General features: G+C 68.1%; 26 protein-coding genes and 3 tRNA genes. 19 read left to right on the plus strand and 10 right to left on the minus strand.

Going from position 1 to position 16666, the window contains the following annotated elements; translation table 11 throughout:
* The first annotated feature begins 85 nt into the window (after positions 1-85).
* The 17 genes from J2S59_RS12880 to J2S59_RS12950 all read left to right on the plus strand — a co-directional run bounded on the left by J2S59_RS12880 (position 86) and on the right by J2S59_RS12950 (position 11522).
* Positions 86-298: a helix-turn-helix transcriptional regulator gene (locus tag J2S59_RS12880; protein ID WP_068121585.1), complete on the plus strand. Its 213-nt coding sequence runs from the start codon at positions 86-88 to the stop codon at positions 296-298.
* On the plus strand, positions 291-518 hold the full coding sequence (locus J2S59_RS12885) for a hypothetical protein (protein WP_181642050.1): 228 nt from the start codon (positions 291-293) through the stop codon (positions 516-518). The genes J2S59_RS12880 and J2S59_RS12885 overlap by 8 nt, the downstream gene beginning before the upstream one ends.
* A complete protein-coding gene (locus J2S59_RS12890) occupies positions 515-1336 on the plus strand; it encodes a hypothetical protein (protein WP_306825189.1) in 822 nt (273 codons plus the stop codon). Before J2S59_RS12885 ends, J2S59_RS12890 begins: the two co-directional genes overlap by 4 nt.
* The gene (locus tag J2S59_RS12895) at positions 1336-1614 is read left to right on the plus strand and encodes a hypothetical protein (RefSeq protein ID WP_181641443.1); all 279 of its coding nucleotides are present in this window, start codon (positions 1336-1338) and stop codon (positions 1612-1614) included. Before J2S59_RS12890 ends, J2S59_RS12895 begins: the two co-directional genes overlap by 1 nt.
* Entirely contained in the window at positions 1614-1874 is a 261-nt protein-coding gene (locus J2S59_RS12900) for a hypothetical protein (RefSeq protein ID WP_068116619.1), read from the plus strand. The genes J2S59_RS12895 and J2S59_RS12900 overlap by 1 nt, the downstream gene beginning before the upstream one ends.
* On the plus strand, positions 1871-2110 hold the full coding sequence (locus J2S59_RS12905) for a hypothetical protein (protein ID WP_068116620.1): 240 nt from the start codon (positions 1871-1873) through the stop codon (positions 2108-2110). Before J2S59_RS12900 ends, J2S59_RS12905 begins: the two co-directional genes overlap by 4 nt.
* On the plus strand, positions 2107-3354 hold the full coding sequence (locus J2S59_RS12910) for an AAA family ATPase (protein WP_068116623.1): 1248 nt from the start codon (positions 2107-2109) through the stop codon (positions 3352-3354). Before J2S59_RS12905 ends, J2S59_RS12910 begins: the two co-directional genes overlap by 4 nt.
* 8 nt (positions 3355-3362) lie before the next feature.
* A complete protein-coding gene (locus J2S59_RS20350; RefSeq protein ID WP_368668665.1) occupies positions 3363-3635 on the plus strand; it encodes a WhiB family transcriptional regulator in 273 nt (90 codons plus the stop codon).
* A 487-nt stretch (positions 3636-4122) separates the two neighbouring features.
* Positions 4123-4350 (plus strand): helix-turn-helix domain-containing protein, encoded by a 228-nt coding sequence (locus tag J2S59_RS20355; protein ID WP_370871539.1) that lies wholly within the window; start codon positions 4123-4125, stop codon positions 4348-4350.
* A gap of 10 nt (positions 4351-4360) precedes the next feature.
* Positions 4361-4768 carry a hypothetical protein gene (locus J2S59_RS12915; RefSeq protein ID WP_068116624.1) on the plus strand — a complete coding sequence of 136 codons (408 nt, stop codon included), beginning with the start codon at positions 4361-4363 and terminating at the stop codon, positions 4766-4768.
* Positions 4765-5400: a hypothetical protein gene (locus J2S59_RS12920; RefSeq protein WP_068116626.1), complete on the plus strand. Its 636-nt coding sequence runs from the start codon at positions 4765-4767 to the stop codon at positions 5398-5400. Before J2S59_RS12915 ends, J2S59_RS12920 begins: the two co-directional genes overlap by 4 nt.
* A 112-nt stretch (positions 5401-5512) precedes the next feature.
* Positions 5513-6004 (plus strand): hypothetical protein, encoded by a 492-nt coding sequence (locus tag J2S59_RS12925; RefSeq protein WP_306825190.1) that lies wholly within the window; start codon positions 5513-5515, stop codon positions 6002-6004.
* Positions 6005-6062: 58 nt separating this feature from the next.
* A complete protein-coding gene (locus tag J2S59_RS12930; protein WP_068116630.1) occupies positions 6063-6284 on the plus strand; it encodes a hypothetical protein in 222 nt (73 codons plus the stop codon).
* A 55-nt stretch (positions 6285-6339) separates the two neighbouring features.
* Positions 6340-10014, plus strand: a complete 3675-nt coding sequence (locus J2S59_RS12935) for a tape measure protein (RefSeq protein WP_068116632.1) — start codon at positions 6340-6342, stop codon at positions 10012-10014.
* Between the two features lie 58 nt (positions 10015-10072).
* Positions 10073-10624, plus strand: a complete 552-nt coding sequence (locus tag J2S59_RS12940; protein WP_181641446.1) for a hypothetical protein — start codon at positions 10073-10075, stop codon at positions 10622-10624.
* 155 nt (positions 10625-10779) lie between these two features.
* A complete protein-coding gene (locus J2S59_RS12945; RefSeq protein WP_068116636.1) occupies positions 10780-10986 on the plus strand; it encodes a hypothetical protein in 207 nt (68 codons plus the stop codon).
* Complete coding sequence (locus J2S59_RS12950; RefSeq protein ID WP_181641447.1) at positions 10983-11522, plus strand: GNAT family N-acetyltransferase; 540 nt, start codon at positions 10983-10985, stop codon at positions 11520-11522. The genes J2S59_RS12945 and J2S59_RS12950 overlap by 4 nt, the downstream gene beginning before the upstream one ends.
* A gap of 101 nt (positions 11523-11623) precedes the next feature.
* Here J2S59_RS12950 and J2S59_RS12955 read toward each other — a convergent pair whose 3' ends face one another.
* From J2S59_RS12955 to J2S59_RS12995, 9 genes are all read right to left on the minus strand, one after another.
* A complete protein-coding gene (locus J2S59_RS12955; RefSeq protein WP_068116640.1) occupies positions 11624-12412 on the minus strand; it encodes a tyrosine-type recombinase/integrase in 789 nt (262 codons plus the stop codon).
* 9 nt (positions 12413-12421) lie between these two features.
* The gene (locus J2S59_RS12960) at positions 12422-12733 is read right to left on the minus strand and encodes a DUF6907 domain-containing protein (protein ID WP_068116642.1); all 312 of its coding nucleotides are present in this window, start codon (positions 12731-12733) and stop codon (positions 12422-12424) included.
* A complete protein-coding gene (locus tag J2S59_RS12965) occupies positions 12730-13038 on the minus strand; it encodes a hypothetical protein (RefSeq protein WP_068116644.1) in 309 nt (102 codons plus the stop codon). Before J2S59_RS12965 ends, J2S59_RS12960 begins: the two co-directional genes overlap by 4 nt.
* Before the next feature lie 66 nt (positions 13039-13104).
* Entirely contained in the window at positions 13105-13305 is a 201-nt protein-coding gene (locus J2S59_RS12970; protein ID WP_068116645.1) for a hypothetical protein, read from the minus strand.
* Positions 13302-13544 (minus strand): hypothetical protein, encoded by a 243-nt coding sequence (locus tag J2S59_RS12975; RefSeq protein WP_068116647.1) that lies wholly within the window; start codon positions 13542-13544, stop codon positions 13302-13304. Before J2S59_RS12975 ends, J2S59_RS12970 begins: the two co-directional genes overlap by 4 nt.
* On the minus strand, positions 13541-14071 hold the full coding sequence (locus J2S59_RS12980) for a hypothetical protein (RefSeq protein ID WP_306825191.1): 531 nt from the start codon (positions 14069-14071) through the stop codon (positions 13541-13543). Before J2S59_RS12980 ends, J2S59_RS12975 begins: the two co-directional genes overlap by 4 nt.
* Before the next feature lie 117 nt (positions 14072-14188).
* Positions 14189-14263: transfer RNA gene (locus tag J2S59_RS12985), tRNA-Val, on the minus strand.
* A 22-nt stretch (positions 14264-14285) separates the two neighbouring features.
* Positions 14286-14359: transfer RNA gene (locus tag J2S59_RS12990), tRNA-Cys, on the minus strand.
* Positions 14360-14393: 34 nt separating this feature from the next.
* Positions 14394-14466, minus strand: a tRNA-Gly gene (locus tag J2S59_RS12995).
* A gap of 167 nt (positions 14467-14633) precedes the next feature.
* On the opposite strand from J2S59_RS12995, the gene J2S59_RS13000 reads away from it, so the two are divergent.
* Positions 14634-15470: an aminotransferase class IV gene (locus J2S59_RS13000; protein WP_306825192.1), complete on the plus strand. Its 837-nt coding sequence runs from the start codon at positions 14634-14636 to the stop codon at positions 15468-15470.
* Between the two features lie 3 nt (positions 15471-15473).
* Here the strand turns inward: J2S59_RS13000 and J2S59_RS13005 are convergent, their stop codons facing one another.
* Complete coding sequence (locus tag J2S59_RS13005; protein WP_068119565.1) at positions 15474-15899, minus strand: SsgA family sporulation/cell division regulator; 426 nt, start codon at positions 15897-15899, stop codon at positions 15474-15476.
* 186 nt (positions 15900-16085) lie between these two features.
* Between J2S59_RS13005 and J2S59_RS13010 the strand changes: the two genes are divergently transcribed.
* Positions 16086-16628 carry a TIGR02611 family protein gene (locus J2S59_RS13010; protein ID WP_181641749.1) on the plus strand — a complete coding sequence of 181 codons (543 nt, stop codon included), beginning with the start codon at positions 16086-16088 and terminating at the stop codon, positions 16626-16628.
* Positions 16629-16666 lie beyond the last annotated feature (38 nt).

The raw sequence follows: 16666 nt of genomic DNA on the forward strand, positions 1-16666 counted from the left end.
CTGACCGCATCGCCTAGCCGGATCGGCTGCATACCCCGCGAGCAATGGGCCGCCGCGGGAACACCTCATCTGAGGAGTTCCTGCTGTGTCCAGATCCGCAACGACCACGCGCAAGCGACTGGTATCCATCACCCAGGCGGCTGATTACGCCGCCTGCTCCCCGAAAACGATTCGGCGCTACATCTCGGCTGGCCGCCTCGCTGGCTATCGCATGGGATCCCGCCTGATCCGCGTCGACCTGAACGAGCTCGAGGCCATCCTCCGCCCCATCCCGGCGGGCGGTGACGCGGATGCCTGAGAACCGAAACGGCCGCCCCACCCCGGCAAAGGTGAAGCGGCGCAATGTCTCGGATGGCGACCTCGACTTCTCCAGTCTAGGTGAAGCACTGCGCCGAACCGAGCAGATTCGCCGCGCGCGGCTGGTCCGCGACCTCCACCGTGTCGCCGATCGCCTCGCACGCCACGACGCCGGTGCATCCGCCCTCGCCCGCGCCTGGGCCGAGGAGGTGGCGGCATGAAGCACGACTGGAATGCCATCTTGGACAGGTCCGCGTCGATCGTGCGGTCGTACTCGACCGGGGTCACGCTGCGGCAGTTGTTCTACCGGCTCGTGGCAGCCGAGGTGCTGCCGAACACGGTGCAGGCCTACAAGTCCCTGTCGCATCACACTGCGCGTGCACGGCGGGCCGGGACCTTCCCGGACCTGCTGGACCGCAAGCGGGAGTTCCACGTTCCGGGCGGCTATGAGTCGGTGGCCGAGGCGGTCGAGGAGACCGTGAGGATCTACCGGCGTGATCGGACCGAGGGTCAGCCGTACTCGTTGTTCTTGGCCTCGGAGAAGGACGGCCAGGTCGAACAGATCAAGTCGTGGTTCGGGCACTTGGGCCTACCCATCATTGCGCTGGGCGGTTACTGCTCACAGGGTCACGTCGATCGGATCGCCGGACACGTCCGGGCGCTGGGTCGTCCTGCGATCTTGATCTACGCCGGTGACCACGATCCCAGCGGTGAGGATATCGACCGGGACTTCGTCGAGCGGACCAACTGCTGGGCGAAGGTCGAGCGGGTCGCACTGACCTCCGCCCAGGTCGAGGAGTACAACCTCCCGCCACAGCCAGGAAAGACGACCGACTCGCGTGCGGCGAAGTTCGTCGAGCGTCACGGCCGCCTGGTGCAGGTCGAGCTCGATGCGCTCCCGCCAGACACTCTGCGCGGCCTGTACGCCGAGGCGGTCGAGCAGTACTTGGACAGGTCCGCGCTTGAGGCTGTCTTGGCTCAGGAGCGGACTGAGGTCGAGCAGCTGCGCGAGTGGGCTGCGTCGGGTGGTGGCCGCTGATGAGCGACGACTACTTCGACCAGATGGCCGCACGGTTCGTCCAAGACGCTCTGTCGCAGGGGATCGCTGCAACATGGGAGCGCCGCGCTCGGATGATCGAGTGGGCACGTCCGACGCCGCAGGACTTCCCCGGTCAGTCGACCGAGCTCGAGCTGCGCAGGAAGTGGCACGAGCTGACCCTCATCGCGAGGAACTGCCGGCACCGCGCCACCTTGGCGCTGGAGGACCAGACGATCGCTGAGGACGTCATGGCCGCCGTCCGAGGGGAGGTGGCCTGATGCTGAGCACCTCTGTGATCTTGGATCTCGCTGCCGCGGTCTACCCGGATCGGATGCGGCGCGCGATTGGCGAGCTCGACCAAGTCCCTGACGGAACGCGCGTGATCGTCCGCATCGGGACCACCGTCCCCGAGCCGTCGGTCAGCTGGCTGCTGGCCCGTCACGAACCGCGCCTATGCCTTGACCTGCAGGGCGCGCCGCGTGCCGTGGGCGCCTGGTACGGCGCGCTGGTCGCTGACGCCGGGGAGGTGGGCCGATGAGTCGCCGTCGCATCACCATCGAGCTCGACCGGCCCCTGATGATCGTGCGTGGCTGGCGGGCGGGAGACCTGGCCCGGGAGGCCGGGTTGCGGCCGATCTGGTCCGGGGTGTCGTCGGGGTGGATGCTCGACGCGTCCCGGCTTCCGGACCTGTCCGCGTACCTCGAATCGCGCAACATCCCGGTCGTGATCGACGACCCGGCGCAGGGCGATCTGTTCGGGGGTGAGGGCGGATGATCGGTCACGACTACCCCGACGTTGACCCGCTGCCGCCCGAGGACCAGCTGGACTACGACACGGCCTTCGCGATGGACGTCGCGAAGGAGAAGCGCCGGATCCAGGTGCGCGACGCAGCGCATGCCGCTGTGCTGGCCGAGCGCGGAGCCAACGCGCCCGGGTTCGATCTTGGACTGCTCAGTGAGGTGCTGGCGCGTCCGCAGGAGCCACCACAGCGCGTCGAGGGACTGATCCCGTCGGATGCGTCCACGTTGATCGTGGCGCAGCGCAAGACCGGCAAGACGACGCTGATGCTGAACCTGGCGCGGACGCTGACCAAGGGTGAGCACTTCCTTGGTCAGTTCGCCACGAGGCCGACGACGGGACGGGTGGCGATCCTCAACTACGAGGTGTCCGGCCACCAGCTCGCTCGCTGGGCTGATGAGGTCAACGTGCCGCAGGATCGGCTACTCCTGGTCAACCTCCGTGGGCGACGCAACCCCCTGCCACACGTCGAGGACCGCGCACGGCTGGCCGCGGTGCTGCGCGAGCACGAGGTCGAGTCGTTGATCGTGGACCCGTTCGGTCGTGCGTACACCGGCAAGTCGCAGAACGACCCGGGCGAGGTCGGCGGATGGCTGACCGATCTGGATGCGTTTGCGCGTGCCGAGGCCGGCGTCAGTGACCTGGTGCTGGCCGCGCACGCCGGCTGGGAGGGTGAACGCACCCGTGGATCCTCAGCGCTCGAGGACTGGGCCGACGTCATCATCACGATGGTCCGGGACAAGGACGACCAGTCAGCTCGGTTCCTGCGGGCCGAGGGTCGTGACGTGCTGCTCGATGAGGACCGGCTGGAGTTCGAGCCGACCACGCGCCTGCTGTCTCTGTCGGGTGCTGGATCCCGGCGCACCGCTACCAAGATGCGGCGGGTTGATGCGCTGGTCGGATTCGTGGTTGACGAGCTGCAGATCGAGAACGGTCTCAGTGGCTACGAAATCGAGAAGCGGTGGAAGGCGAAGGGTCTGTCGTGCCAGAAGGGTGATGGATCTGCAGCTGCGAAGCGCGCCGTTGAGCTCGGTCAGGTGACGGATGGTCCGGGGGATCGAGGGGGTCGGAAGTACTACCTGAGTGCCGACAACCCCAACGACCCCACGACGTCCCCGGTGGGGCCGTCGGACGACCACCCCAACCACCCCTTAAGGGGGGTGGTCCGTGGGGCGGTGGACCAGGTCACCACCCCGCACCTCGGGGAGGTGACGAGATGAGCATGCGGATGCGGACTGAGGCATCGCTCGCATGGGTGTCTCTGGTTGCTGCTCTTGAAGCCCAGGTAGGGGTCGGCCGTCCGACGCCGTGCCAGGTCGACCCGGAGCCATTCACCAGCGATGAACTGCGCGAGCGTCGGGACGCTGCTCGAGCCTGTGCTGGCTGTCCGCTGATCGAAGCGTGCGAGGCGTTCGCTGTGGCCAACGGAGAGGTCTGGCACGTGTGGGGTGGACGTGATCGTGCGTCGCGGGCAGGGCGCCGAGCGGAGGTGGACCGATGAGGGTCTGCAGCGTGCCGGGGTGCCCGACGTTGGTGCCCGCCGGAACTCGTGGTGGTCGATGCCGTCAGCACGAGCGTGAGACTGATCGGTTGCGCGGCACGACAGCGGAGCGTGGCTACGGACGTGACCACGTGCAGCTGCGTCGCAGGTGGCGTTCACGCATCGATGCGGGCGGTGTGCCCTGCGCGCGATGCGGTGTCGTGATCGAGCCTGGTGCTGCGTTCGACCTGGACCACGACGACCGAGACCGTTTGCGCTACCTCGGTCCGAGCCATCCTGCGTGCAACCGTGCGACCGCGGGACGCCGACCAGCGGGTGGTGTGCGATGACGCGGTACCTCGTTGGCGTCGATGGACCTGCGGTTCTCGTTCCGGCACGCGTCGCCGCGATCCTCGAGCGCCATGGCAACCTCACCGAGCTGCGGGTTCGTACACGTGGCATCGACCCGGTGGCGGCCGAGGTGCTGGAGGACCTGCGGTCTGCGGCGATGTCATGGCGCGGTTCCGCTGCCGGAACCGAGAGCGACACCAGCCCGGAACCTGGCACAGGGTGTGAGTGGTTGTCCGCCGGGGAGGCCGCCGGCCTGGCAGGGATCTCAGACTCCGCGATTCGCAAGGCGATTCGTGAAGGCCGACTCCCAGCAGTCCAGGTCGGCGGCCGGCACCGGATCAACCGAGAAGACCTAGCGCACTTCAAAGCCGCACGAGCAGCCTGAAGGAGGGACCGTGTACGCGAAGCCAAGGAGCACAGACTCAGGTCGGAGAGCGGCCGACAGGTGCGGACGACGCGACGAGCTGCACCGCCGCCTGTTCGGCACCTTCGCAACCGCCAACGGGGCAGACATCATCAGCCAGCGCGACGCCGCCGATCGAGCCTCGCGACTGGCGACCCAAGCCGAGGCCGCTCGGCTGCTTGCCCAGGCGCAGAGCACCGACGACCTCGTGTTGGCCAAGGCGGTCGCCCGGCACTGTTTCGAGCAGCAGTGGGCCTCGGTCCTGGATGAGTGGGTTGGCGGCGATGCCGCAGTTCAAGCCGACCTCATCGAGCTGTACGAGCTCAGTCTCGCGGCCGGCAGGCTGAACAGCGAGCTCGCTCTACTTGTGAACCATTCGATGCGTGGAGGTGCGGCATGAAGCCGATCAGAGAGCTGCTGAGTCAGGTCGAGGTGGCTACCGAGCTGCTGAGTCAGGCTGCCGATGAGTACCGACAGGGTGTGTCGAAGCTGCGGCGCGACCCGCACGTGTCCGCGCAAGGACGTACAGCTCATCGCCAGGAACTCCGGCAGACCATCAGGGGCAAGGTGGAGGAGCTCGCCCCCACTGCATCGCAGGCACTGGTCGATGCAGCCACAGCGGTCGAGGAGGAGATGCGCAGACTGAGCCGCGCGCGGGAGGTCAGCGACGCGGTACTCAGGGTGAGCCTGGCCCTGGAAGCGTCGCATCCCGGTGACATCATCGGCGCCCTTGCCGAGGACCGTGACATCGACGGGCTCCTCGCGGTCCGCCAGGTGCTCCCGTCTGTCGCCGATCGCTTCGCCTCGCGGCCCGGCGACAGGCTGCCGTTCATCGAGCAGCACCGCGAAGCCGTCGACCATGCTCTCGCCGGGGTCGCACGGGAGGGAAGCCCCGCGGCAACCGCCCTCGGCTTGAAGGCCGCGGTTCGCGACGCGAGTGAGCGCTACGTCTCGGCCGTCCGATACGCCACCCAGCCCGACGAGAGTGGCGCGCTCAGCGTGGCGCTCTCCGACGCGATGGTGGCCGGCTGATGCCCGCCGCGTACCCCCCAGGGGGATGGGGCAGGCCGACCGTGCCCATGACCGCCGGTGAGAGCTGCCCTACCTGCGAGGGGTTCAACATTCCGGCCCCAGGAGGCGCGCGATGACCCACGGAGGAGCCCGTTTGCGCTCTGGCCCGGCCCCCAACCCGCTTTCTGGCCGCTCTGATCGGTTTGGGCTGAACTTCCGCGAGCTGCCCACCGAGGGGTACTCGGGCAAGCCGCCCAGCTTCCCCCTCGAGAAGCCCACGAAGCGGGAGCTGACCCTCTGGCGCGACGTGTGGAAGCTGCCGCAGGGCCACATCTGGTCCCAGCCAGGTCACGAGTGGCGCCACGGCATCGTGGCGATGTACGTCCGACAGTTCGTCCGCTGCGAGTCCGAGGATGTCGGCGCCGCGCACGTTGCGCAGCTCCACCGTTTCGCCGACCAGATCGGGCTGACGGACGCGGGGTTGGCAGGGATGGGCTGGACGGCTGCCCGCTCGGCTCCTCGTTCCGTCGACCCACCTGCGCAGACGGGTCAACGCTCCTCGCGGGACCGGATCACGGTCGTAGCGCCTGTCGATGACCAGCCCAAGGCTGGTGACGTCGGATGAGCACCGAAACGGGTAGTCGCTTCCAGACCACGCTGACGCGATCCTGCGTGCCGAGGACATGATCCGCGCCTTCCGCGAGGCCGACGATGCCGCGCTGACGGACCTGTTGCTCGACGCGCAGGCCGACATCAACGCCTCGCTGATGGGACTTGTCCTGCTCGGTCAGGTCGGCATCAAGTACGCCGCTGAGCAGCACGGCGACGACGAGGAATTCATGTTGCGCGCGGTCGCCTCTTGGGTGCTCCACGTGCTGGCGAGCAAGGAGGACCGTCATGACTAGTCGCCGCACCGTCCAGATTTTCTTGAGGGCCGAGATCGGCCAGTACCGGCAGGCAATGGCTGACGCTGCGAAGGCAGCCGAGGACGTCGCCAAGGCCGGTGTGGGCACCGAGCAGCAACATCGCAGGATCCAGCAGACCGCTGCCGCGTCTGCCGCGAAGCAGAGGCAAGCGTGGACGACCGTCGGCACCTCGCTGGCCGCCTACGGCGTCGGTGTCACGGCGCTCGCCGGATCCATTCTCAAGACCGGTATCGCCTACAACCAGCTTCGCCAGCAGTCCACGGCGGCATTGACCACCATCCTGGGAAGCGCCTCGGCTGCCGCGGATCAGATGGATCGGCTCGACGACTTCGCCCGCAACTCGCCGTTCGCTCGCCAGACCTTCATCGCTGCGCAGCAACAGATGCTGGCGTTCGGGATCGAGGCGTCGAAGGTGGTGCCGTACCTCGACGCGATTCAGAACGCAGTCGCAGCCGCTGGTGGCAGCAACGCTGAGATCGAGGGCATCGTCGCCACGATGAGCAAGATCCAGTCCTCGGCGAAGATCACCGCGCAGGACTTGAACGAGTTCGGCAACCGGGGCGTCAACGCTGCGGACCTCATCGGTTCGCAGATGGATATGACCGGTGCTCAGATTCGTGAGGCGATCACTGACGGATCTCTGGATGCGCAGATGGCTCTCGACGCTCTGGCTGCCGGCATGTCGGAGCGGTTCGACGGCGCGGCCGACAACGTCAAGACGACCTTCGCCGGAGCGATCGACCGGGTCAAGGCCGCCTGGCGCGACTTCGCCTCCGAGCTCGCCACGCCACTGGTCGACCCGACCGGAGGCGGCTACCTCGTCGACCTCGCCAACCATGCCGCGGACGCGATGCGGGCCTATCAGGGACTCTCGCCCGAGACGAAGAACCTCGCCGCCGCGACCGTCGGACTCAGTGGCGCGGCTGCGCTTGCCGGCGGTGCGTTCCTACTGGTGTTCCCGCGCGTGATGTCCACCTACGCGGCGATGCAGTCGCTGCGCGAGAGCATGCCCCGTCTGGGCGGTGCCATCGACGGGGTCACCCGCTCCGTGGTCGGCCTGTCGACGGCATTTCTCGCTGCGAAGGCCGCAGGCACCTTCCTCGACCGACACCAAATCGCCTCGGTCACGCAGTTCGGTGCAGCACTCGCCAGCCTCGAGGTCGACGCGGACGGTGCACGCAAGAAGCTCGACGAGCTTGCCACCGCCCCGGTCATGGACTCCTGGCTGGATCAGATCAACAGCCTCGGCGGACTGCTCGACACCGGCTCCACAGCGATCACCGACAACATCAACGGCGTGGCCGATGCGATCAGCGCCCTCGACCTGGGACCGCTCGACAAGGTCGGGAACTGGTTCGCCGGCCTGACCCGCGAGACCCGCGCCGACGTCGGTGCCGATGTCATCAAGAACATCGACGCAGCCCTCGCCGACCTGGTCAACCGCGGCAACCTCGACGCTGCAGCAGCCGGCGCGGAGTACTTCGCCGACGAGGCCGCCAAGGCAGGCAAGTCGACCAAGGAAGCCGCCGACATGCTCCCGGCATACGGTGACGCGCTCGCCGCCCTCGAGCTGTCCGGCGAAGGCGCAGCGGATGCGGTTAGCGGCTACACCAAGGAGGCCGCAGCGGCGGCCGCTGCAAGCGAGAAGCAGGCTGAGGCGATCAACGAAGCCGTGGAGGCGATGCGCAACAAGCGCACCGCAGCACTCGCGGCCATCGACGCCGAGATCGGCTACCACGCGGCCATTGACGACGCGCGCAAGTCGCTCAAGGAGAACGGGCGCACCCTCGACCTGACCACGGAGAAGGGGCGCGCCAACATGTCGGCGCTAACCAGTCTCGCGTCTTCGTGGAACAACCTCTCGGACCGTCAGAAGAACGCCAGTGGAGCGGCCCGCGAAGCTCGTCGGCAGTTCGTCGAGATGGCCACCGAGATGGGCATGGGCGAGGAGAAGGCCAAGCGGCTGGCCAACCGGCTCCTCGAGATCAAGCCGCGACGTGTCCGCGTCGACGTCGAGACCGCAGCCGCAGAGGCGGGCATCGAGCGTGTCCGGAACGCCCTCAGCGCGTTGCGCAGTGACCTGAGCGGTCTCGGGTCTCTCAACCCGCTTCGTGGCGTGCAGGTCCCTCGCATGAACCCTGTCCGCGACCAGGCTCGCGGCTCCGTCCTCGACTTCTACGCCAACGGCGGCATGCGCGAGAGCCACGTCGCGCAGATCGCCCCGGCTGGTGCCTACCGCGTCTGGGCCGAGGAGGAGACCGGCGGCGAGGCGTACATCCCGTTGGCAGCCGCGAAGCGCGACCGCTCCCTGGACATCTGGGCCGAGACGGGACGCCGGCTGGGCGTCGAGGGCTTCGCTGCCGGCGGCATCCGCGGCGCTCGCCCCACCCTCGACCAGCGCCGCGAGATCCTGCGCTTGCAGCAGTCGATCAACGAGCTGACCAAGAGCATCAACGCGACCGGCAAGGACGCCTTGAAGCCGGGCGACCTCGCAGCGGCAACCCTGGACCGCCTGATCGCCCGCCGTGACCTGCGTCAGGCGCGCCGTGCCCCGTTGCTGGAGCCGCTGATCGAGCGCCGTGACGCGCTGCGCGACCGGCGCGCGGACCTCCGTGGCGGCATCGGCGACCTGCGCTCCCTGCGGGCGGACATGCTGCGCCCGGACGGCATCGTCGGCGACACGCAGAAGGCCCTGCAGGACTTCCGCCGCTCCATCGTGGACGCGGGCGGCACGTGGACGAAGCGTGCGCAGAAGATGGCGTCGGACATGATGGCGAACGCTCGCGCGATCGAGGCGAACGAGAAGGCCATCGACGCGGAGACGCAGCGCCGGGACGCGCTCGCCGACTCTCTCGCCGAGCACCAGCAGTCGCTCGACGCGGTGCGGCAGGCGATGGATCAGTTGTCGTCGCAGGTCGCCAGCAACTTCCTGTCGAACCCGTTCAACGCCTCGATCTCCCCGGTCGTCGCGGGCGGCGGTGCAGCGGGTCCGTCGGCTGAGCTGCTGGCCGCCCAGGACGCGTTGTCGTCGGCGAAGGGCCGCTACCACTTCGCGCTGGGTGACTCCTCGCTCGGCGAGATCGCTCGTGCTCGCGCGGCGTCGTCGGCGCTGGCGGAGATGGACCAGTACCAGTCGCAGGTCGACTCCCTGTCGCGCGACCTCGGCGGCGTCGGGTCGGCTGCGGACCAGGCGATCACTGGCCTTGCGGCGTTCGACCAGATCCTTGCTGAGAACACGGCGGCGGCTCGGCAGTTCTCGGAGACATTGACGGCGCTCGCTGCGGCGGGGCTTGACGGGCCGCTGTACGAGATGTTGGCGCGGGAGGGCGACCTGGGTCTCGCGCTCGAACTGCTCGCCACGGGTCCGGCCGGCATCGACGCCCGAGAGCGTGCCTGGGCTGAGCGCGAGCAGATGGTCGCCGGCCTGGGAGCGCAGGTCGCCAACGAGGTCCACGGCGCCCACTTCGCTGAGCAGTTGGCGGCCTACGAGCGTGAGGCGGCGCTGCTGACGGCACAGGACGCGAAGCTCGCGACGTTGGTGTCACAGGGTGCCGCGAACGATGCCCGGCGGGACGCGCTGATCCAGACGCAGACCGACATCCTCGCCAACCAGATGCAGGGCATCCAGGACCAGATCGCCTTCCTTGGTCGCCAGCAGCAGCAGACGAACCAGAAGATCGCGGCCACCAAGAGGGGGCGTGCAGGATGATGGCCGCGTACCGTCCGTCCATGTCACGCCAGCGGCGCTCCACCACGCGAGGTCCCAGATGAGCGAGATCCACGAGTCCCTCTACGGATACCTCCACGCGTTCGAGGAGGGCCGCGGGGAAGACGTCGCGATGCTTGGTCAGCAAATGATCGACGATCTTGGCTCGGTCGGCGCCCTGATACAGGTCGCGTCGGCGGTGGTCTCGCTACGCCACCACCCCGGCACGTCGTTCCCCGTGCTCGCCCAGGTCGTGGCCGCTCAGCGTGGTGGCTACGAGCTTGACGCGAGCTCGATCACCGGGGGAACAATCGCAAACGAGGTCCTCGATGTACTGGAAGACCTCCGTGGCGGCGGTGGGCTCTCGGATGAGTCGCGGCGGGTCCTGGCGCAGTACGACAACCGCCCCGGCTCCAGCGCCGTCATCGGCATGTTGTGCAACATGATCTACCTGTTGCTGGCCGACCTGGAACTCCAGGACATGCACGTCGAAGGCGGTCGGCGGAGTATGCGCAGCGCTGTCGGATACGCGCTGGAAGCTGCCCGCGTGCGAGCCAACGGCGAGGCAGCGCCCAACCCGTTCGACATGAAGTACAACGACCGCGACGCGTAGGCGGTCGCCGGATGTGGTTCCGTGCTGCTTTCAGTTCTTTCAGGTGCGCTCAGTTGCTCTCGTGGCGTACCGTGGAGACAAGTGGACACCGCTGGACCGCCCATGCACCCGGCTTCCCCAGGGCGCTCAGTGGACCACGTTCTCTTGGAGGAGACATGAGCATCACGGGTATCACCGCGCGCGCCAAGCGCAGCCTACGGAAGGCGCCGTTGCGCACGCCCAGGGGTTCTGCCGTCGCCGAGATCGAAGCCGCTCAGCGCTACCGCACGATGATCGGTGCCGAGCAGCCCCTTGAGGAGCGAACCGCGCGGGCTCGCAAAAACGCCGCACGCGTCGCGCCCCTCACCACCAAGACCTGGTGACTGAAGGCCCGGCAGAGTGGCGCCGCGCCCAGCGCGCCGATCAGGCCGAGATCGACCACTTCGTATGCACAGAGCCTGAGAAGCCTCGCCGGAGTCGCGCGACCAACTGGCAGGCCGAGCACCCCCGATTGTGGGAGTACAACGCTCAGCAGATGGTTCGCTCGCTTCGCGTCCCTGCGCGCGGGCATATGGAGACCTGGGTCATGGTCGACGCTGACGGCGTGGCAGGAGTCTGTAGCTGGGCCAAGCTGAACGAGCCCGGACTGGTCCACCTCGACGTGGCTGCAGTCGCGATGCGGCACCGTGAAGCACGCAGTGGCCTCGGCTACGACATGATCCGGCACGCTCTCGGCGAGATCGAGGCATGGTGCATCGAGTCTGGCGCTCTGCAGATGTACGTGGAGTGCGAGATCTTCAAGCACAACGGTTGCAGTCTTCGTCTGATGCGTCGCTTCGGGATGCAGTTCGTCGAGGAGGCGCCGACTGGTGCTCAAACCTGGGCGCTGCGCTTTCCTCTGGCCAGCCCTGACGATTAGCCAACGTCTACCTCGGCTCCGGGAAGTTCTCGTTCGTTAGCCCGCCCGCTGGCATCTGGATGCGTTTTCTGCCAGGGGTACGCGCTCAGCGCGTACCCTCGTCACGCGCTCAGCCTCCTGATCGCCTCGGTGCGCTCGACCTCATCCACGCCGAGGTAGTGCTCAGTGGTCGCGAGCGACGAGTGCCGCATGAGCGTCTGCACCACGCGCAGGTTCGCCCCGTTGCGCAGGAGGTTGGTGCCGTAGGTGGCGCGCAGTCGGTGGATCGAGCCGCGCGCGATGCCGACCGACCGGAAGCGGTCGGCGACCTGGCCAGAGATGTGGTCGGCCGTGTAGGGCTCGCCGCGCCGCACCGGCGAGGGGAACCAGAGGCCGTGCCGCGGGTAGGTCTGCGCGAGCTCCCACAGGTCGGGGTGCGTGGGCAGCACCTCGGGCTTGCCGCCCTTGCCGATCACGTAGATCTCGGTCTCGTCGATGTCCTGGCCGCGCAGCTTGGCGATCTCATGCACGCGCAGGCCCGCGAGGAGCGCTAGCAGCATCCATGAGCGCAGGTGTCCGGACGCACCGTCGAGCACCGCGACGACCTCACTCGGCGTGAGCGGCTTCGGGCGAGGTGGTGGCGGCTTCGGTCGCCGGATCGGATCCATCGGGGACTTGGTGATGTGGCCGGCCTCGAGAAGCCAGGCATATACCGACCTCAGGTGCCCGTAGTAGGTGACGGCCGTCCAGCCGTCGTGCTGGCTCAGCCAGCCGGCGATCACATGCCCAGGCAGATCCCAGGTTCGCCACTCCCGCAGTCGCCAATCGGCGAACTCGACCCGCTGCTCGATCGTGCGCGGGGCCAGACGTTGGCCAAGCATCCAGTTGGCGTAGTCATGGAGCTCGTCCATGTCGCCCCGCTACTCCGCGCCAATCGGCGCAGCGAGACTCTGCTCAATGGCTTCTGCGCCACGGATCAACGCGGCTGCTAGCTCGCGTGCCTGCGCCGGGGTGATGTCTTGGCCGTCAAGGAAGACCGTCGGAGCCTCGCTGGGCCGGCCGTCCGGCCTCGTCACCGTCGTCCAGGACACGTCGAACGCGCCCACGGGCTGGTCGGCGCTGTGGTGGATGAGGTTGGCCTCGGTGTCCCACAGCGCGCTGACGTGGTCTTCGGCGGAGATGGTGCACCAGTCAGGGCAGGTCAGATCCAGAGAGACGGTCGTGGTCGTCATCGGTTCGCCTCCAGCCACTCCGCGGCGTCCAGCGCCTCCGCCGCGAGCTGACGAAGCGACTCGGGGGTCATGGCGACGTCGTCTAGATCGAAGGCTCGCACCTCTGCGTTCACGGCCTGCAGGTCCGGCAGAGTGTCTACATGAGTGTTGGCACTCGTGAAGAACGGGCCGAACATCGGGCCGGTGTGGCTCATCACAGGGCGCCCAGTCTCGGATTCGATGGCGAAGTCATGCTCGTGCGGCTCTGCGCTGCACCAGGTCGGGCAGAAGATCATGCGGTGCTTCTCGTCGATCGCGCTGGTCATCTCGGTTCCTTCCGTCGCGGTGATGGGGTGTCGTTTGAGGGTGGTGGATGGCACCGACAGTGCCGTTCAGGTGGGCTGAGAGGCGCAGTCGGCCGCCCCGCCAGCGCGGACCTTGCGCAGCACGTTGATGAGCCGGTCAACCGTCGAGTCGTCCCAGCCGGCCATCCAGGCGACGAATCGTTCCTCGTCCTCGGTCAGGTCGACGCCGGTGAGCGCATCGAGGATGCGGGCGTGACGCTCTTCGAGGGTGGCAATCGGGGTGCTCATCGGCCCGTTCCTTCCTTCGAGCGTGCGTACTGGCGGCCGAAGGCGTCGAATCCGCCGCGGCCGTAGTCGAGGGTGGCCTCGTTGATCGCAGCCTCTGCGTTCTCCTCGGGCGTCTGGCAGGCCGGGCAGAGGAGACCGATGCAGATGCCCTGCTTGTACGTGCTGTTCCAGTCACCGCGACCGCGGTACTTCTTCGAGCACCGGGAGCAGCGCGTCGGGTCCTTGGGTCGCGTGCTCATCGGGTCGCCTCCGTGGCCTGGAGCCGTGCGCCGGCGATCGCCCCACGGTCACGCAGCCAGTTGCTGGTCAGGAGGTAGCGGGCGCGCTGGTCGTTGTCGGAGAAGGTCTCCATCAGGTCGAGGAGCTCGCGCACGGCGTCGACGTCCGACTGTTCAGGTGCGGACGTGTCCTGGCCGTCGAGTACCTGAGCGGTGAGCAGCAGGGACAGCGCGGTCGTGCGTGCCTCGGCGGCTGTCATCCGGATCGGCTTGTCGGTGCTGTCCTCGCGCAGCTGAACGGCAGCGATGCCGTGGAAGGTCTCCAGGTAGACCTCGAGGTAGTTCTGGAAGAAGCCCTCGGGTCCGTACCGCTCCATCTGGTAGCGCGAGAGCGGGGTGACCATGCCGTTGGAGAAGCAGTACTGGTCCTCGGGTGCCCAGTTCTCGGGGTGGCCGTCGCGGGCGTGGCACCACGGCTCGCACTCGATCGGCGGGAGGGTGCGGGCAAGTTCGGTGCGGGTGATTGGTGGGGCGATGGTGGTGGTCATCTGCGCGGTTCCTCTCGGGAGAGAGGTGGTTCCGCATCCGATGCGTGGACGATGCACCGGGAAAACGAGAACCGCCTCTGATCTGCTGTTCTCGCAGGTCAGAGGCGGTTTTGCTGCTGGTGGGCGATACTGGGTTTGAACCAGTGACCTCTTCCGTGTCAAGGAAGCGCGCTACCACTGCGCCAATCGCCCTAGATCTTGAGTTGTCGTGCGGTGGAGGTGGGTACGGGATTTGAACCCGTGTACACGGATTTGCAGTCCGTTGCCTCGCCTCTCGGCCAACCCACCAGGAAGGCCTGGCCGTGACACACTGACCTCTCCGAGCGGACGACGAGGCTCGAACTCGCGACCTCAACCTTGGCAAGGTTGCGCTCTACCAACTGAGCTACGTCCGCTTGTCACATCGCGATGCACCCGGCGAGCCGGGCACCCCGTGAGGTGCGAGCAGAACTGTAGCCGAAGCGAGTCGAATGACAAATTTGGGGTCGCGCATGGCGTGGCGACGGCGTACGGCGGCTCCGGAGCGGCGCCGGCGACGATTGCGCGGCCTACGCTGCGGGGCATGCGGGCATGGGTGAACGGACAGCTCCTGGTCGATGCGCGTGAGCCGGCGGTGGCGATCACCGACCACGGGTTCACCGTGGGCGACGGAGTGTTCGAGGCGGTGAAGGTCGTCGAGGGCCGGCCGTTCGCGCTCACGCGACACCTCGACCGTCTCGCGTACTCCGCGCAGGGGATGGGTCTGCCGCCCGTCGACCTGGACGCCGTACGCGGCGGGGTGGACGCCGTGCTCGCGACGGACGCGCCGGCGCTCGGCCGGCTGCGCATCACCTACACCGGAGGACCGGCGCCGATGGGGTCTGGGCGCGGGGACGAGCCGCCCACCCTCGTCGTGGCCGTCTCCGAGATGCCCGGGCCGGCGCCGAGCGTCGCGGTCGTCACCGTGCCCTGGCCACGCAACGAGCGGGGACCGTTGGCGGGGCTGAAGACCACGTCGTACGGCGAGAACGTCGTCGCGCTGGCCTACGCCGCCGAACGCGACGCGAGCGAGGCGCTGTTCGGCAACCTCGCCGGCAACATCTGCGAGGGCACGGGCACCAACGTGTTCTATGCCATCGACGGGGAGCTGCGTACGCCGACGCTGGAGTCCGGCTGTCTTGCCGGCGTCACGCGGGCCCTGCTGCTCGAGTGGTTGCAGGACGCGGGCACCGCGGTGCGCGTCGAAGACGCGCCGCTCGCGGTCCTTGCGGACGCGGAGGAGGTGTTCGTCGTCTCGACCACGCGTGACGTGCAGCCGGTGCACCGCCTGGACGATCGGACCTGGGACGTGCCGGGGCCGCTGACTCGTCGGGCTCAGCAGGTGTGGCGCGAGCGGGAGACCGTGCAGATCGACCCGTGAGCCTCAGTCGGTCTCGAGCAGGCGTCCGACGAGCGCGTCGAGGTCGAGGTGATCGCTCTCGCGGCCCTGGGGGACCGAACGCAGGCTGCGGCTCAGGAATCGCTTGACCTCCGAGGTGCGCACCTGCAGCAGTGCGGAGCCGTCGGGGGAGTTGAGCTCGAGCGCGACGACGGGGACGCCGGCGTCGTCGACCGCCGGCCACACGTGCACGTCGCCGTCACCGGTCGGTTCCGCGAGCCCGTTGACGAGGAGGTCGCGGGCGAACGTCCAGACGACGGGGGAGTCGCCCACGGCGAAGCCGGCCGTGACGGCGTAGGGGTCGCGCTGCGGGTCGTACCCGAGGGCGGCCGCGATGGGCGCGAAGCCACCCGAAGGGTCGATCAGTTCCAACGAGGTCTGCTGGCGAACGGCTGGGGCCTTGAGTGGCATGAGTCCTCCTCCCGAGATAGGTGTCGGGTACCCGCGCCCGGCGATTCCTACGCCAATGCCCCGAATCGGAGCATCGACCGGTCGTCGTGGGGGTGACCCGGCTTTCGATCGGCCGATATCGTGAGCACCTGAGCGCAAGCGCCGTATGACGGTGTTGTGCACGACACGCGGACAGACAAGGCGGGCATGAGCAGCGAGGACTCGACGAGCGACGCAGCCGTGGTCGCGCGGCCGGGCGACCTGTCACCGGCTCAGCACAGCGAGCGGGCCGAGACGGTGGAGCCGGTCGAGGCCGTCGAGCGACTGAGTCGCCGCGGCCGCCTCCACGCCCGGATGCACGCCAACCCGGCGCTCGCGCTGGCCACCAAGATCGGCGTGACCATCGTCGGGACCGTGGTCGTCCTCGCCGGCGTCGTGATGATGGTGACGCCGGGGCCGGGAATGGTCGGCATCGCCGTGGGGCTGGCGATCCTGTCGACCGAGTACCACTGGGCGGAGCGCTGGCTGCGCGCGGCTCGCCGCAAGCTGGTCGAGGCAAAGGAGCAGGCCGAGCAGATGGACCCCGTCGTACGCCGGCGGCGGATCATGCTGGTCGGCCTCGTCCTGGTCGCCGTCGCGGCGGCCGGCGCCTGGTACGTCTGGACCTACGACTGGCCGCGGCTCGCGGTCGACAGCTGGGCCTGGTTGCAGGGCATCGCCGGGTGGATCCCGGACCTTCCGGGCATGTGAGCCGGGCCGGGTTGGGAGGCACGTCCGATCGTGCGCTA

Source organism: Nocardioides massiliensis, from assembly GCF_030811215.1.
Taxonomy (GTDB): Bacteria; Actinomycetota; Actinomycetes; order Propionibacteriales; family Nocardioidaceae; genus Nocardioides_A; species Nocardioides_A massiliensis.